This is a genomic window from Enterococcus sp. AZ163 (assembly GCF_050498925.1).
GTDB lineage: Bacteria > Bacillota > Bacilli > Lactobacillales > Enterococcaceae > Enterococcus_A > Enterococcus_A ferrettii.
The window spans coordinates 2,171,274-2,187,198 of record NZ_JBIPAO010000001.1; the positions used below are offsets into that span (position 1 = coordinate 2,171,274).

A 15,925-nucleotide genomic window follows, 5' to 3' on the forward strand; every position below is an offset into this window, starting at 1 on the left:
TTCCTTAGGTTCGTACATTACGATCAAATTGGATTCTACAGCTTTCGATTCTGAGTAAATAGTTGATTAGGATCATATCTTTTATTCAAAGCCCTTAACTTTTCAGCAGCTTCACCCTTCCAAACATGATGAGTCTCTGTTGAGCTTTCATCACTAGAATAAGCACCGTATATCCCTGTACCAAATTGAAGGAACGGTTGAAATAGATTATTAGCTTCTTCGGCATAATTCTTATCAAACCAATAGGCAATCATAATCTCTTCTTGACGGTAGGACCAGGCGTTAAAATAAGAGGTTGGCTGATTAACAGCACCACCAAGAGAACGAAGCTCCACGCCATAGACAAAGGGTTTATCAAGTAAATATTGAATTTCTTTCGCAACATTTTCAGAAATATGCTTGACCAAAATATTTCTTCCGTAGGCAGTATTCTTTCCTTCAAGAGGGGTATGCTGAGCTCGAACAAAATCTGAGTATTCCATAGATTTTTGGTTTTCCTCCAACACTTCACCCAGCTTATTGGCTTTTTCAAAAACCTCTCTAGATTGAGAAGAGTCATCTCCATACCAAAAATTTCTTCCCTGAGCAACGATCGTGTCATCATCACCAGCATTCAACAGTAAAATACTGGTTAATTTTGTCGAGGAAGTATCGAACCATTGATGCCAGGCTTCAATAAATGCTGGCAAATGATCGATAGAGTAATCAACTGTTTGCACGACAATCGGAACAGAGAAACCAGAATCTGTTGGGACCGCTTTATCTGCATGGAATAAAAACTCGGTGACGACACCTAATTGTCCACCACCGCCTCGGATGCCCCAAAAAAGCTCAGGTTCGTTCTCGTTATCTACCCAATGTTTTTTCCCATCAGCTGTAATTATTGTGGCACCAGCCACTTTATCAATTGTGAGCCCAAAGGAACGCAAAAGGATGCCCATTCCACCAGATACAGCCAATCCACCTACACCAGTATCGCCATGATCGCCGCTGGAAATGACTAGGTGGTGAGGAGTCAGCTTTTGAGCGACATCTCCCCAAAGAGCACCTGCCTGTATTTTGACTAGCCTCTTTTCCTCATCAATGATAGTAATTTGATTCATCTGCGAAAGATCTAAAACCATTCCTTCGTCGTTCACTGATGTGGCGGACAATCCATGCCCGCCACTTTTTATAGAAAGGGGGAAATTCATCTGTTGTTCCTGATTAATTTTCGCTGCATAGTTCACTGCGTCAATTACTTGTTCTTCTGTTTCTGCCAAGATCACCACTTTCGGATGACCAACTTTATAATCATTTGACCGTACTTTGTCATAACGACTGTCTTCAGGGAATACTGCAACATTTTTCAGAGAAGCTGGTAGTTCTGGTAGAGCTTTTTCCATATTAAACCCTCCATCTCGCTGTATTTGTTGCTTAATCAAAGGATTATCTCATGGATAGACCAAATTGTAAAAAATAATCGCTTCATTATGGAAAGAAATGACAAGTTACTCTAAGACGAGGAGGAAAGTAATAGATAGCTGAATTATTTCTTATTTTGCTGCGAAAATTAGCAACCTTTTTTGTTAAAAGAGTAATCAGAAGACCCTGAAGTAACCGCGTCTATTTTTTCGGAAATAAAACAATTGAAGCTGTTGACATATGATTGTTTGTTCATGTATAATGTGATTAACATATGAATTACTATTCATGTAAACGCATGTCAGAAAGGGTGTTAAAAATGGATAAAGCCACAATTAACCACCACAATCATGAAAAAGATCATGACCACAACCACGAGCATAATCATGAACATGAGCACAGCCATGGTGGGAAGTTTGCCATTATTATGTTTTTTGTTGGTGTAGCTGCATTTATTGGAGGATTTGTATTAGAAGGAAGCAATGAACAATTTGCTAATATAGCTTTCTTGATTGCTGTGGTCACCGCTGGTTATCATATTATTTTAGAGGGTGTTGGGGACACTATTCGAAATTCAGCGGCTGCCAAAAAGTTTCAGCCGAATGTTCATTTCTTAATGGCATTGGCGACAGTTGGGGCCATCGCGATTGGGAATTTTGAGGAGGCAGCGATGCTGATTGTTATTTTCGCTGGGGCTCATTTCTTGGAAGAATACGTAGATGGTAAGAGTAAACGGGAAATTACGAATCTACTTAATATGAACCCAACGGAAGCTCGAATTCTTTATGCGGATGGTTCTGCCAAAGTAGTTCCAGTAGATCAAGTAAAAATAGGGGATACGCTGCAAGTATTGAATGGGGCGCAAGTGCCTACTGACGGAATTATTCTTAGCGGAACCACAGCGATCGATGAAGCTTCAATTAATGGTGAAAGCATGCCTAAAGAGAAAACTGTTGGCGACGAAGTTTATGGTAGTACGATGAATGGTTCAGGAACTTTTACAATGGAAGTAACTAAGGATAGCTCAGAGACGGTTTTTGCGAAGATTTTGCAGATGGTTAATCAATCACAAAAGAGTTTAACCAAGACAGCTACTTTGATCCAACGTCTAGAACCTAAGTATGTAACGATTGTTTTACTTCTTTTTCCATTGGTGCTGTTGGCAGGTCCGTATGTGTTTGGCTGGACTTGGCAGATGAGTCTCTATCGTAGCATGGTATACCTAATCTCAGTGTCACCTTGTGCATTAGCAGCCAGTGCCGTACCGACTACTTTAGCGACAATTTCGAACCTTTCGAAAAAAGGTGTATTAGTTAAAGGTGGGGCATACCTTTCCAAATTGCAAGAGCTGAAGGCCATTTCTTTTGATAAAACTGGAACCTTAACTAACGGCAAACCTGTTGTCACGGATTATGCTATTGCAAATGATTTGAATGAAGACGAAATAATCGATTTAGTTGTAGCTATGGAAAAACAATCCAATCATCCTTTGGCTGCAGCGATCATTAACAAATTTACTGATCGCCAAGAGGTAGCAGTAACCATCGAAAATGAAGTAGGACGTGGTTTGTCGGCTGAATACCACAACCACAGCTATCGAATCGGCAAACCATCATCCTTTGCGAATGCTTCATTTGTCTACAAAACGCAGGCACAAGAATTATCAGCCGAAGGAAAAACGGTAGTCTTTGTCGCTAAGGACGAAGAAGTAATTGGGTTTATCGCTTTGATGGATGTTCCTAACCAATATGCCAAAAACGCTATCGCTTATTTTAAGGAAGCGGGACTGCATACTACCATGATTACCGGTGATGCAAAATTAACTGGTGAAGCAGTTGGGAAGCAAATTGGTGTGGACGAGGTTATTGCTAACGTAATGCCAGAAGACAAAGCGAGCATCGTGCAAGAGCAGCAGCAAAAATACGGCTCAACTGGAATGTTAGGGGATGGAATTAACGATGCTCCTGCACTAGTTACCGCTGACGTCGGTGTTGCAATGGGAGATGGGACCGATGTGGCAATGGACGTGGCGGATCTGGTCTTGATGAAAAATGATTTGTCGAAGCTGGTCTATGCGCATCAATTAAGCAAAAAAATGACCCGTATCACTTGGCAGAATATTTTGTTTTCTATGTTTGTTGTTCTATTTCTAGTGACCTTAAATTTCTTAGGAAAAATGGATATCACGATAGGTGTTATTCTGCATGAGGGAAGTACAATTGCGGTTATTCTGAATGCACTGAGAATGTTGAGGACACCGAAGAAATATTTGTAGAGGCCAAAATTCTTGACCAGTTAAGGATCAGAAAAGATCGCATCTTCAAACTTTCTTTAAAAATATCTCACAAAATCTCTGAGAATGGTCAATAATTGTTCATGACTGCAGGCTATAGTATAGATATCCCTAGATCAAATCTTTTTCCCCTTTCAAAAAACCTCCCACAAAAAATGTGAGAGGTTTTTTATTTGGCTCCTCAAGCTAGTCCTGTCTGAAAAACCTTTCTTATAGCGGAGCAAAGGCCCAAGCATTGGCACTCTGACTCAAAATATAATCTAGTTCATAGCTGTTTTGATAGTGGTGCTTTTCAGGTGTGTCGTTAGGATCAAAGACAATAATTTGATCACTAGCGGCATCTTTTTTGATGACCATAATATGACCGACACCAGTAAATTCACCGGGATTAACTGAAATGATAACCGGTTGATTTTGCTGCAGCCGCTGTTGAATTCGCCCGGCATCCAAGCCTAGTTCTTCATAAGACAGCTGAAAGTTTGCAGCAAAGTCTGAAAAAATCGACCAGGCTGTTCCTTGTCCGCTGACATAGTAGCGGTCCTGCGACCAGCTGAGAATTTCGGTGGGAGTCACCACACGTTTTTGGTAATAGGACAAGACCATCGCTAACGAGGTAATCGCGCAGCCGTTGGTGGCTAGATCATTTCGGTCCGATCCACTGCCATATGGAGTTGCCGCCCACTGTGGGTCAGTCTGCAGCATCAGAGTCATATCCTGCCCTCGTTCACTCAAATGACGATTGGCGTCATCGGCAAAGGCAGGCGAAACCGTTGTCGTGGGTTCGCTCAGTACTCTTATAGCGAAAATGCAGGCACTGGCAATAATTAAAAAGCTCCCCAATAAGACAGGGAGCACACTCTTCTTTTTCTTCACGAGGTACACCTCCGTTAACCCTATTAAACCCTAACAGGCCAAAGGTGTCATCCGACTTAAGATGTAGCTTCGTCCATTTCCTCTAACTCCAAACTCAATTCCTCCCAGGCAGCCATCTGTTCCTCCTGAACAGCCTTGTGTTGTTCCAATTCTTGGGTCAGCTCCATTAGGCGAACATGATCATTTAATATATCTGGCTGTACCATAGCTTGCTCCAGCTGAGCAATCGTGGTATCCAAAGCAGCTAAGTTTTCCTCTACAGCTTCAACCTTTCGCCGGAGACTGCGAACCAGCTTCTGGGTTTCTTTATCCTGATAAAATTTATTTTTAGGAGGTGGAGCAGCTTCTGCAGTTTCCTCTGCTAACAGCTCAGCAATTTCCTCTTCTTCCCGTTTCTTCTCCAAATAATAATCATAATCGCCCAAGTAAAGTTTGCTGCCTTCTGGCGACAATTCGATGACCTTGGTGGCAATCCGGTTAATAAAGTAGCGGTCATGGGAAACAAAAAGCAGAGTACCTTCATAATCAATCAAGGCATTTTCTAAAACTTCTTTGTTATCAATGTCCAGGTGGTTCGTTGGCTCATCCAGTATCAAAAAGTTTTCTCGATCCATCGACAGCTTGGCCAAAGCAACGCGGGCTTTTTCGCCACCACTTAACAAAGGAATTGTCTTTTCAACATCCTCACCACTGAACAAGAAACCACCTAACACGGTACGAATATCTTTCTCCGGTGTGGTTGGATGTTCATCCCATAGCTCAGCCAAAATGGTTTTATTCCCACTCAGCTCTGCCTGGGTCTGGTCATAATAACCGATAGAGACATTGGTTCCAAAATGAGCTTCACCTTTAATAAAAGGAATTTGACCAATTAGGGATTTCAACAAGGTAGACTTACCGATTCCATTTGGTCCAACTAGTGCAATGGCATCTTGGCGGCGAACATCTAAATTCACTGGCTCAGAAAGAGCAGTATCATAACCGATGGCAGCATCCTCCAACTGTAAAACCACATTACCTGAAGCTTTCTCAATCGCAAACATAAAGCGTGCAGATTTTTCCTTGCCATCCGGACGATCCAAACGATCCATTTTTTCTAAGGTTTTCCGACGGCTTTGCGCCCGTTTAGTGGTAGAGGCCCGTACCAAGTTGCGTGCCACGAAATCTTCTAGCTTATCAATCTCAGCTTGTTGTTTTTCATAAGCCTTCCAGTCGCTCGCCAACTGAGCTGCCTTCTGATCAAGGTAATGGGAGTAGTTTCCCTTGTAATAGGTCATCTTTCTGCGAGAAATCTCGTAAGTCTCGTTAACCACTCGATCTAAGAAATATCGGTCATGAGAAACGATTAATAATGCACCAGTATAGCCCTGCAAATAATCTTCCAGCCATGCCAAGGTCTCAATGTCTAAGTGGTTGGTGGGCTCATCCAGAATCAAAATGTCTGGTCGAACCAGCAACATCCGAGCCAAGGCAAGACGGGTTTTTTGACCCCCGGATAACGTATCAATCGGCTTATCGTAAAAGCTCTCATCAAATTTAAATCCGTGAAGAACGCTGCGAATCTCATTTTCGTAGCCATAGCCGTTAGAATCGTTAAAGTCATGCTGCAGCTGATCGTATTCTTTCATTAAAGAATCGTAGTTGTTGTCCGATTCACTAGCTTGGCTGATGGCCTTTTCTACTTCCCGCATCCGATTTTCCATCGCAATGACCGAGTCAAAGGCTTTTAACATTTCATTCCAAACAGTTTCACAAGAGGCTAGGCCGGTATCCTGTGCCAGGTAGCCTAAAGTAGCCTGCTTATTTTTGGTAATTTGGCCAGCGTCAGGTGAATCAATTCCGGCAATAATTTTCAATAATGTTGATTTTCCAGCACCGTTACGTCCGACTAAACCAATGCGGGCGCGGCTATCAATCTCCAGGTGAATATTTTCAAATAACGTCTCAGCACCAAAATAGCGAGCGATTTGATTAGCTTGTAATAATAGCATAAAATCTTCCTTATTTTTTATTCTTCGAGTGCTTTTAGTCTACCATATTTTTACCGTTCTGGTGAGGCTTGCAGCCCCTTTCTTAAAGATTCGTGATTATTTCACAATTATTTGAGCAGAGACGTTGCAATTACTTATGAATTATTGATATGATAGGGTCTGGAAAGAGTAATAAGTTTAATGTAAAGGGGAGATATTGTGAAAGAACAAGCAATACCAAAAGCGACGGTTAAACGATTGCCCTTATACTATCGTTATCTGCGTATTCTAAATACTGCTGGAAAAACGAAGGTTTCCTCAACAGAATTAAGTGAAGCAATTCAAGTCGATAGCGCAACTATTCGCCGCGACTTTTCATATTTTGGAGAATTAGGGAAACGTGGGTATGGATACGATGTGGAAGATCTAATGCACTTCTTCGGAAGAATCCTTAACGACGATCAATTAACAAATGTTGCATTAGTCGGAGTCGGTAATTTAGGAAGTGCTTTGTTGAAATTCAAATTCCACCAAAGCAATAGTATTCGTGTCAGCTGTGCCTTTGATATCAAAGAAGATATTGTCGGTCGCATCGTAGATGGAATTCCAGTTTATCCAATGGATAGTATGGTAGAACAAATCAAATTGCAGCATATTGAAATTGCTATTTTAACTATTCCGGCACAGGAAGCACAACCGGTAGTGGATAAATTAGTAGATGCTGGAATTAAAGGCATTTTGAACTTCACCGCTGCCCGTTTGTCTGCACCTGATAATGTCATTATTCAAAGTGTTGATTTAACCAACGAGCTGCAAACCTTGATTTATTTCTTACATCATAATTACGAGGATAATAAGTAAGTCTGCTGACTTGCTTATTTTTCTTTGCTTTCGTGTACCTCTGAGCTGTCTAAAAGGAACAGTTTCACAAACTTTATGAATCAATTAGCTTAATAAATGTTGCTAATTGAGAATCCTTTAAGAAAAAATGTTGGAGCGCATTAATCAAGAATTCGATCAGAATCAGTTGAAGTATGGTCTTTGATCTGGTGATGCTCAATAAACCGCGTCTACTGTCCGTGGTGACGGTATAGTCAAATGCCTTGTTTAAAAATCGATACAGAACACCTAAAACTAATGAGAACACCATGATCATAAAAAGTCGCATAGAAAAACTGTTAAGCAGAATATAAGGCTTAACGGTTTTTGTTTTGTTCTATTTTTCTGACGATTTGATTGCTCAAATCATTAATTAATATACTAGGCATAGTTTTTTCTAACTTCAACTACTTAGTTACTAGTACAATTCAAATCCTTTTTCGTTTGGTAAATCAATAGTTAAAAGAAGTAGTAAAATACAGGCTGCTGCAAAATAATCCTCATGAAAACTATCAATTGCCTCGCGCCAAGCGTTCACCAATCAAAGCTTTAAAACTATCTGAAGAGCGATAGTTAGAACGCACGACCACAATCCTTAATTCAAGGAGTGAATGGTTTGTTGATTCTGCCTATCAAGGGGTTGGACGAGCACTTCAAGAACAAAAAAATCCACTTTTGATTTTGATTATTAAAAAGGAGTAGTTTTTAACAAACAAAATTTGGTATAATGGGGCGTGTTAATAAAATGTTTTAATGGAAAGAAGGAGTAAGATGAAAAGAAAGTTAATAATTTCTTTGGCAGCAACTGCTTTATTGGGAATCAGTGGCTGCAGTAAACAAGAAACGGGAACTACTGAAACGAGTAAAGCAAAAGAGTCTGCTAGCAGTTCTACACTGGAAGACAGTAAAAGCACCACTAAAACTAGCAGTAGTAAAAAAGAAGAAAAAAATAAGGCAAGTAAAATTGACTGGGATGCAGCACATGAGTTATTGAAAGAAAATATGGAGGCTGAAAAGCTGACGACAATTTTCGAAAATACTGAGCCTATTGTCAATGGGAACGATCAAGCCAGTTTTACTATAAATGGCTATCAATATATCAAGGCAGAAAATTTTTCTCGGGATTTACGGATTCCTTTTGGTGACCAAAACAAAGAAGGAGGCATACTTTTAGTTTCAGCCACTTACAAAAATACGAGTGATAAAAGTATTTTTGCCGGTCCAGGTTTCACAATGAATGTTGTTGGTTACGATGCTGCAGTGAGTCGCAATAAAAGTCTTTTGGAAGACGATTTAGTTAGTGAACTGGTTGAAAAGAAAAATGAAATTAAGCCGAATGAAGAACTTTCAGGATATGTGGCTTTAGCAATCAAACCTGCTGCAATGGAAAAAATCGCAGCAGCTGGCACAGCAGAGTTTGAGCTCTCAGGACTCTATAACCAAGCGGATAGCTTTAGTAAGGATGATGCGATTGTCGAACCTAAAAAAGAGATCATCGCTTTGTCTGGTGATGGTGAAGTAACGAAGAATGAAAGCTCTAAGTTCTATGAAGATAAGGCAACGAAGGACAATATGGGAACAAAAACGATGCTTGTTGAAAAGGAACTAAATCAAACAGAAAAGTTTGAAGATGTAAATGTTACTGCAGAAGGCTATCAAATTTCTTCATTTGTGCCAAATGAAGATCAAGCGTCAAGATTTAGTAAGTTTGAATCTGGCGTTGTCCTTATGACAGTTAAAGTCAATGTGCAAAATGAGGGAGACGAATCATTAAATGTTGACGGGACCTCTGCTACACTGACAATAGGGGATAGTGTCAAAATGATGAGTGAAAATATGTTGGAAGTTGATGCGGACGCAGGCAATGTTGAAAAGGGGAGTACTGCAACTAAGTATTTAGTTTTTGTACTTGATAAAGACTCTTACGATAAGCTTTATAAGGATCAAGACTATCTGTTGGATGTTAGTATTTATAATAGTGAGTTTAAGCGCCTAACTACTATTGGAGATTTATCGTTTGAATTTTCTAATCAATAATCATCATTTCGTCTAAATGAGGTTTGCTGATTCTTCAGTCTGAAATAAGTGAGTCTTTTGACTTGCTTATTTTTTTTGCATTCGCTCCTCTCTGAACTGAAAAAGAGAAGAATTTTATAAATGACCGGATTCACTTAGTTAAATAATTATCGCTAATTGAGAGTCCTTCAAGAAAAAACACGCCGCAGCGTGTTAATCAAAAATCCGATCATAATCAGTCGGACCATCATCCAACGGTAATTTTTCCAGTAGCTCCTTAATCTGGCGATGCCCAATGAAGCGTGCCTGCCGCAGTGCCTCTTGCCCATGGTGATAAACAATAACCGCTGGTACAGTCAATACCTCAAAGTAACTCGCTAATTCAGGCTCTTCTGTAAGATCTAAATGGTAATATGGAATTTGGTATTTCTCTGCAGTTCCTCGCACGCGAGGTTCGTCTACCCGACAGATTCCTCAATCTTTAGTAGAGATGAATACCACGGCATTGGTTTCCATTTCAATTGCTTTGAGAACTGTTTTAAGAGTGTCCATGTCAATCACCTCTTTTATTCAAAGGTAAGAAAAAATCACTGATAAGTCAACGGTTCTGTTTCCAGTAATAGTTTTACTTGCTTGATTAAATAATCAGCGTTATACTTCTTAGTGTTACGCGGGTGTAGTTTAGTGGTAAAACAGAAGCTTCCCAAGCTTCCGTCGCGAGTTCGATTCTCGTCACCCGCTTAGTCAGATTAGAGTTTTAGACCAGCTTATTTGTAATGGATGCTGGTCTTTTTTAATGTACATTTAGTAAAAATCTAAACATCTTCAGAATTTTTATATTTGCAAGTAAAATTTTTTTGTTTTGCGTATATTAGAATATAGAGCAACTTAAGATTTCGCTAAAATATTATTCGGATTTTTAGTGATACTATAGTTTTTTCTGATATACTACTATCACGGTAGACCGTACTTTCTATAGATCACATAATAGAAATCTTAAAGATTAATTCAAAGGAGGGGAATTCAATGATACGCTATGTTGAACAAAATATTTTTGAAAGTCCTGCTCAGGTTATTGTGAATACGGTAAATACAGTTGGTGTAATGGGCAAAGGGATAGCCAAAGACTTTAAAAAATACTATCCTGAAATGTTTAAAGAATATCAACGCTATTGTGAAATCGGTGCATTAGAAGTTGGAAAGTTGTGGTTGTACAAAACACCAAATAAATGGGTATTAAATTTTCCTACAAAGAAACACTGGAGAAATCCATCAAGGTTGGAATATATAGAATCTGGTTTAAAAAAATTTGTTGATACCTATAAAGAAAAGGGAATCAAATCAATCTCTTTCCCACAGCTTGGAGTTGGGAACGGAGGGTTGAACTGGGAACAGCAAGTAAAACCCTTGATGGAGAAATATTTGGAAGACTTGCCCATAGATGTTTTTATTCATTTGTATAGTAATAAAAGTAATAAACCGGAGTATGAAGATCAGAAGAAAATAAAAGAATGGTTGAATAGTAATCCTAAACTTTTAAGCTTTGCTGAAGTTCAAGAAGATCTAGAGCGAATCATAAATTTTGAAATTAACAACATATTCTTGAATGATGAAAAAGTCGAATTATCTATTCTGTTAAACACAGATGAAAGTGACTCAGTAGCTATAGTCTTACGCTATTCAAACTCTGAAAACTATCATGCAATCTATTTTGAGGAACTTTTCAATATTTGGAGTTTATTAAGAGATAATGGATTTGTTTTAGAGGGTGAGATATCTGAAGAGCGAGAAAATATGTCAAGAGAAGTAATTGCAATTCTTGATTTACTTCCGTATGTTTCCGTTATTTATACAAAAGAAGAAAATTCTAATTATCTTGAAAGACTATTGACTCATAATAGAATAGAATTAGCTTCTAATTCTCTCCAAGAGGAGTTGGTAAATAATGAACTTCACTAGGGAACAGGAGTTTTATGATGCGATAAATACTTTAATATGGAGCAATGATTCACAGGACTTGAGTGAGAAAGAAAGAGCCTATGCTGAATATGTTTACCATTTTACTGATATAAGAAATGCTGCTTCGATTCTTAATACTGGCAAAATTTTATCTAGAAATAAAGCTAAAGAACTGAATTTGATGTTAAATGATAATGCATCAGAAAGTGTAATTTCAGGAACTGGTTTTTATGTAAAGGACTATGTCAGATTCTATTTTAGGCCTAAGACTCCTACTCAATATAGGAATGAGGGGATTATGAGCAAAACAGAAATTGAAAATTCAGATTTCAAAGCTCATTGTCCAGTACCAGTGTTTTTTTTATTTAATTCATGGGAAATTTTAGGGTTGAAAGAAGTTTATTTTAGTCGAGAAACTTTAGCCAAACGCTATAATGTTGAATTGTATAATAGCGTAGCAGAATTTAAACAATTACCTTTTGATTTGATACTCCATAATCGATCTTTGTACAATAATCCCAAAAAATCGGCAATAATATCTCATCGACAAGCTGAACTAGTTGTAAAAGATGAGTTTACTATTGATAAATTGAAGTATATCTATGTAAGAAGTCTACCTGAGAAAGAGTTTCTATTAGCGATGCTCGATCCTGAAATCAGAATCCTATATGAAGATATAATTTTAGTGGATAATAAGAAAAATTATTTCTATGGATCTCGAGCATATCTCATAGACAGCACGATTGATTCAAAAAGCATTACTTTAAAATTCAATCCTGGAAATAGCGATCCTGAATTTGAAGTAAGAATGGAAATTTTTGATTCTGAAAAGGGTGGTTATTTTTGGGGACCAAAAAGAATAAAACTCACAGATATGCCTATTATTGATTTATCTAAGGAAAACTTGCAACATTATGAAGTAAATGTTTATTTAGATGACATTAAAATTTATCAAAATAGATATGATGCAGTTAGCACGGATTTACCCTTCTAAAGAATTATTGTTTATTCGAGGAGTCAATTCAGTGAGAGCCCCAACCTCTATGTAAAATCGTTTAAAATACGATGCTACTACGGTCTATATGAAATATAGAAGCTTCCGTCGCGAGTTCGATTCTTATAAGAAGATCATTTTAGTCCAGCATTTCTAATGAATGCTGGTCTTTTTTCTATTTCCTTAAACTGCATCATATTTTATCAAATCCATACACTTCTCCAAATGAGTATATTAAAAAGTTTTTTATTACATAGTACTTCAAATAGTCTTCTGATTTAACAGAATTTCAGGCAGAAGTCGCCCATCCTCTATAGGTGGGTGATGAATGCCGTTTTTTTTAGGGGGACGGTGCAACTAAAAAATGAAAAAAAGCTATTGCTACGCTATTTTCCGCATGATATAATCATCCAAAGAACAAATGTTCGTGTCTTCAAAACTGACGAGGGGGTTGACCTTATGGAACAACTAAAAGCATACAAGTACCGCATCTATCCAACAGAAGAACAAGTCGTCTTCTTTAATCAACAAGTTTAACAAGTAAAAAAAATCTTCCAATTATAGCTAACTCAATTTCTCTATTGAGAATCGTAATAAAATTTCAGTATTTAGTTTTATTAAATGAAATATTTTAGTATAATTCATTGTGGATCGAATTCTCGAATCTTAATTTTCTTATTTAAAGGGATGAGCATATTATAGGCAAAAATAAATTGTGCGTGTGGTGTACGTATAACTGAAAGTGCATTTGGATAGATACTTCGTAGCCGCATGACAGGTGCAAATAAAAAAAGCTAAATTATTGAAGAAATGAGTGGAGACATGAGACGTGCGATAGTAGGCGATGGAAACTTTGAAATACATGAGGATGGAACAATCCTCAAAATAAAGCAGGACGGGACGAAAGTGGTACCTTTTATTCGCTATTTCAAGTCTGGAAACAAGAAATATCCAGTAGTCAGTAACAAGACAAAAGAAGGCAAGACAGGTTGTTTATACGTTCATCGATTGATGGCTGAAGCCTTTCTTCCGAATCCTGAACAAAAGAAATTTGTACTATTCAAAAATGGGAATCCACAAGACTTTAAAGTCGAAAACTTAATGTGGGATGATGGCAGCCTTTCGCGAAAAAGAAAAATGGAAGACCTGAAGCAAAGACGAGTTAAGTGCTCTGCCTGTGGCGAGACCATGAACAATAGGAACAGCTGTGTTGCCTGCAGAATGAAGCAGCAAAGAGAACAAAAAATTTTAAGAAACAAACAGAAGAAATTGAATAAAATCATAAGTGATTTAGCTGCTGTTAATCTAGAAGACTTGAGTGATGAACACAAGAAAGCTGTCATAATGCGCAGAGCAGGTAAATCTTTTAAAGAGATTGCGAAAGAACTGGGTAAAAGTGGTGAGCGAGTAAGACAAATAATCGAGAGCGCTAAAAAGAAACAGCCCAAGGTAAACAATAAACGAAAATCTATATTGAATCAGATAATCCCCGCTAAGAAACAGGAATTCCCTTCAAAGGCAGTTAGCCAAGAAGCAGACAAGCTCAGAAGAATGTTTCTTTTTGGAGAAGGGAGTAGTTCTCGTTATTTTTACGGAGAGTAGTTTCTGGTTGGGAAAATGCAGTATATTATCTTCCTAAACGGGTTTATAGCTTAGAGATACTCTTAATGATCAAAATGAACACCAGCGGAAAAGTATTATTTTGGCTTAATCGGTCAAATACAAAGCAGAATAAGAACTTACCCGCACTATTTTTTCAAGAGTATGTGAACTAACCAAATGAACAGCATATAAAAAGAATTAGCAGACTGACACCTTGATATGTTAATAACTAAGCATTTAAACAATTTAAATACTCTATCCACTTGAGTAAAAGCTTCTGGTATACTTCTACATGGAGGTATGTGTATGAAAGAAGAGTACATTGTTTATCAAAGCAAAATCAAACAAATCGGGCTATCCTTTTTAGGATTGTTAATGGTGACAGTCTGCCTATTTGTTTTACTTGCTGGAGTAGTGGAAACACAGTATCTAATGATCGGGATTGGTCTAATCGGCGGATTATTCTTTGGTGCCTGTGAGATATTTATTTTGAAACAAGTTTTTGTAGGCAAGAAGCTGGTTGTTTTAACCAGTGAAGGTTTTTACGATTATAGTAGTGCCCTTGCAACAAAGGATCGTCTAATTCCTTGGAGCGGCATCGAAAAGATTGAGAATAAAAGTATGGCAGGTCAGACCTTTGTTTCTGCTTATCTAAAGGAGCCAGATCCAATCTTATCTCAATTATCCACTTTTCAGAAAAAAGCAATCAGTGCCAATGTTGCTATGGGCTTTGGCGAAATCAATGTGAATCTGCAAAGTGCAAAGAATTGCACGAATGATGATCTGTTGAGCAGAATGAATCGCTATTTAGACCCTTCGCCAGCCAGAGAATTCGCAGAAACTAACCAAGTATCATCAAATTAGCTCTTATAAATAGTTAAACAATATCAAATGAAGCAGCCAAGCTCTTTCTGTAAAAGAAGCTTGGCCTTTTTCTATATATAAAATTCCAGTCTTCCCGCTAAAGGAATTGGAATGAAGTAAGTAAAGTTGCGAATGTATCCCTCATAAATAGAGTTCTAGCACAAAAGAAAATATGTAATTATCAAAGGGCAAAGCACCGTAGTGAAAAACGAGACAACCTGCGAATGGGCCCGATTCGCAAGTGTCAGTAGTTTTCAATTTGTCATGGATCATGATCATCTAGCCAATGGTTAACCAAAGCGATAACCAATCCGACAAAAATCGGGGCTAAGATGTACTGCACGAGAGATTGCAAATGCATCACCTCCTCTCAAGCGCATACCCATGATCCAGACATGGATCTTGTCTTACCTACGCTGGTAAATGATCAAACGATCAAGAGGGAGATTCAGGAGGAAGCTGTCGTTTCCGCCGTTCCTTTTTCTTAGCTTTCCTCCGTCTTCTTCGACTTACTAATTCCTTGACGACATCATAAGGGCTGCCAGCAGAAGAGGAAGCTTCTTTCGTATTCAGTCCAGTATTTATTTTATTAGAAGGAGAATTACTTGTGATACCTTCACTGTCCGTAGAGGTATTAGCTACAGAACGCAGCGTGTCATGCACCTCACTTCTGATGGGTGATTCTAAGGTTACTGCAGGAACCTGAGGCTTTTCCTGCCAAGTGCAGCGAAGCGCCATTAATTGTTCCGCATTACCATTTTCTTCAATCACTTCCGGTTTTTCCTCTGTTTGAGGATCACCAAATAGCTCATCGCCTTCAAAAATCGGACGTTCAATCGTTTCTACATATTTCGCTTTAACCACTTGTTGGAACAAACCAACACCGTCTTTTTCAAACAGGGCTAAGCTGCTCAAAAGCTCCAAGGACTCTTTGATTTCTTCGTGACTCTTAGTAGTGTCCGGATCTTTAAAAGTAAAGTTGTGCTTCTTGCCTTCACTGTTAAGGAAGGTGGAAACTAGTTTGATCATTTTCTGCTCCTTTCATAGTCTATTTGCGTAGGTGACAAACAA

14 protein-coding genes and 1 tRNA gene are annotated in these 15,925 nt (G+C 38.4%); 9 read left to right on the forward strand and 6 right to left on the reverse strand.

Annotated features, from left to right (window positions below; translation table 11 throughout):
• Positions 1-35 precede the first annotated feature (35 nt).
• Complete coding sequence (locus IGI46_RS10265) at positions 36-1,385, reverse strand: FAD-binding oxidoreductase (RefSeq protein ID WP_207702251.1); 1,350 nt, start codon at positions 1,383-1,385, stop codon at positions 36-38.
• A gap of 338 nt (positions 1,386-1,723) precedes the next feature.
• On the opposite strand from IGI46_RS10265, the gene IGI46_RS10270 reads away from it, so the two are divergent.
• A complete protein-coding gene (locus IGI46_RS10270; RefSeq protein ID WP_207702252.1) occupies positions 1,724-3,679 on the forward strand; it encodes a heavy metal translocating P-type ATPase in 1,956 nt (651 codons plus the stop codon).
• Between the two features lie 228 nt (positions 3,680-3,907).
• Here IGI46_RS10270 and IGI46_RS10275 read toward each other — a convergent pair whose 3' ends face one another.
• Together IGI46_RS10275 and IGI46_RS10280 are read right to left on the reverse strand one after the other, a co-directional pair.
• The gene (locus IGI46_RS10275) at positions 3,908-4,570 is read right to left on the reverse strand and encodes a C39 family peptidase (protein WP_207702253.1); all 663 of its coding nucleotides are present in this window, start codon (positions 4,568-4,570) and stop codon (positions 3,908-3,910) included.
• A gap of 56 nt (positions 4,571-4,626) precedes the next feature.
• Positions 4,627-6,561 (reverse strand): ABC-F family ATP-binding cassette domain-containing protein, encoded by a 1,935-nt coding sequence (locus tag IGI46_RS10280; RefSeq protein WP_207702254.1) that lies wholly within the window; start codon positions 6,559-6,561, stop codon positions 4,627-4,629.
• A gap of 198 nt (positions 6,562-6,759) precedes the next feature.
• Here IGI46_RS10280 and IGI46_RS10285 point away from each other — a divergent pair, with 198 nt between their 5' ends.
• Complete coding sequence (locus IGI46_RS10285) at positions 6,760-7,401, forward strand: redox-sensing transcriptional repressor Rex (protein WP_207702255.1); 642 nt, start codon at positions 6,760-6,762, stop codon at positions 7,399-7,401.
• Positions 7,402-8,190: 789 nt separating this feature from the next.
• Positions 8,191-9,456 carry a DUF4352 domain-containing protein gene (locus IGI46_RS10290; protein ID WP_207702256.1) on the forward strand — a complete coding sequence of 422 codons (1,266 nt, stop codon included), beginning with the start codon at positions 8,191-8,193 and terminating at the stop codon, positions 9,454-9,456.
• Between the two features lie 192 nt (positions 9,457-9,648).
• On the opposite strand, the gene IGI46_RS10295 is transcribed toward IGI46_RS10290, so the two are convergent.
• Positions 9,649-9,906, reverse strand: a complete 258-nt coding sequence (locus tag IGI46_RS10295) for a thioredoxin family protein (protein ID WP_347298907.1) — start codon at positions 9,904-9,906, stop codon at positions 9,649-9,651.
• Between the two features lie 199 nt (positions 9,907-10,105).
• Between IGI46_RS10295 and IGI46_RS10300 the strand changes: the two genes are divergently transcribed.
• The 6 genes from IGI46_RS10300 to IGI46_RS10325 all read left to right on the forward strand — a co-directional run bounded on the left by IGI46_RS10300 (position 10,106) and on the right by IGI46_RS10325 (position 14,854).
• Positions 10,106-10,176, forward strand: a tRNA-Gly gene (locus tag IGI46_RS10300).
• Between the two features lie 285 nt (positions 10,177-10,461).
• A complete protein-coding gene (locus IGI46_RS10305; RefSeq protein ID WP_207702257.1) occupies positions 10,462-11,394 on the forward strand; it encodes a macro domain-containing protein in 933 nt (310 codons plus the stop codon).
• On the forward strand, positions 11,381-12,388 hold the full coding sequence (locus tag IGI46_RS10310) for a DarT ssDNA thymidine ADP-ribosyltransferase family protein (protein WP_207702258.1): 1,008 nt from the start codon (positions 11,381-11,383) through the stop codon (positions 12,386-12,388). Before IGI46_RS10305 ends, IGI46_RS10310 begins: the two co-directional genes overlap by 14 nt.
• A gap of 459 nt (positions 12,389-12,847) precedes the next feature.
• On the forward strand, positions 12,848-12,925 hold the full coding sequence (locus IGI46_RS10315) for a helix-turn-helix domain-containing protein (protein ID WP_242704375.1): 78 nt from the start codon (positions 12,848-12,850) through the stop codon (positions 12,923-12,925).
• A gap of 285 nt (positions 12,926-13,210) precedes the next feature.
• Positions 13,211-13,990, forward strand: a complete 780-nt coding sequence (locus IGI46_RS10320) for a sigma factor-like helix-turn-helix DNA-binding protein (RefSeq protein WP_429973386.1) — start codon at positions 13,211-13,213, stop codon at positions 13,988-13,990.
• A 306-nt stretch (positions 13,991-14,296) separates the two neighbouring features.
• On the forward strand, positions 14,297-14,854 hold the full coding sequence (locus tag IGI46_RS10325) for an STM3941 family protein (protein WP_429973387.1): 558 nt from the start codon (positions 14,297-14,299) through the stop codon (positions 14,852-14,854).
• A 262-nt stretch (positions 14,855-15,116) separates the two neighbouring features.
• Here the strand turns inward: IGI46_RS10325 and IGI46_RS10330 are convergent, their stop codons facing one another.
• Both IGI46_RS10330 and IGI46_RS10335 read right to left on the reverse strand, forming a co-directional pair.
• Entirely contained in the window at positions 15,117-15,209 is a 93-nt protein-coding gene (locus tag IGI46_RS10330) for a type I toxin-antitoxin system Fst family toxin (protein ID WP_242704318.1), read from the reverse strand.
• 80 nt (positions 15,210-15,289) lie between these two features.
• Positions 15,290-15,883 carry a DUF2922 family protein gene (locus IGI46_RS10335; protein WP_429973388.1) on the reverse strand — a complete coding sequence of 198 codons (594 nt, stop codon included), beginning with the start codon at positions 15,881-15,883 and terminating at the stop codon, positions 15,290-15,292.
• Positions 15,884-15,925 lie beyond the last annotated feature (42 nt).

What these genes read in the sequence shown, in the direction of transcription:
- IGI46_RS10320 (WP_429973386.1), top strand. Translation starts at nt 13,211, where the DNA reads ATGAGACGTGCGATAGTAGGCGATGGAAACTTTGAAATACATGAGGAT.
- IGI46_RS10335 (WP_429973388.1), bottom strand. Translation starts at nt 15,883, where the DNA reads ATGATCAAACTAGTTTCCACCTTCCTTAACAGTGAAGGCAAGAAGCAC.
- IGI46_RS10270 (WP_207702252.1), top strand. Translation starts at nt 1,724, where the DNA reads ATGGATAAAGCCACAATTAACCACCACAATCATGAAAAAGATCATGAC.
- IGI46_RS10325 (WP_429973387.1), top strand. Translation starts at nt 14,297, where the DNA reads ATGAAAGAAGAGTACATTGTTTATCAAAGCAAAATCAAACAAATCGGG.
- IGI46_RS10310 (WP_207702258.1), top strand. Translation starts at nt 11,381, where the DNA reads ATGAACTTCACTAGGGAACAGGAGTTTTATGATGCGATAAATACTTTA.
- IGI46_RS10280 (WP_207702254.1), bottom strand. Translation starts at nt 6,561, where the DNA reads ATGCTATTATTACAAGCTAATCAAATCGCTCGCTATTTTGGTGCTGAG.
- IGI46_RS10290 (WP_207702256.1), top strand. Translation starts at nt 8,191, where the DNA reads ATGAAAAGAAAGTTAATAATTTCTTTGGCAGCAACTGCTTTATTGGGA.
- IGI46_RS10305 (WP_207702257.1), top strand. Translation starts at nt 10,462, where the DNA reads ATGATACGCTATGTTGAACAAAATATTTTTGAAAGTCCTGCTCAGGTT.
- IGI46_RS10315 (WP_242704375.1), top strand. Translation starts at nt 12,848, where the DNA reads ATGGAACAACTAAAAGCATACAAGTACCGCATCTATCCAACAGAAGAA.
- IGI46_RS10265 (WP_207702251.1), bottom strand. Translation starts at nt 1,385, where the DNA reads ATGGAAAAAGCTCTACCAGAACTACCAGCTTCTCTGAAAAATGTTGCA.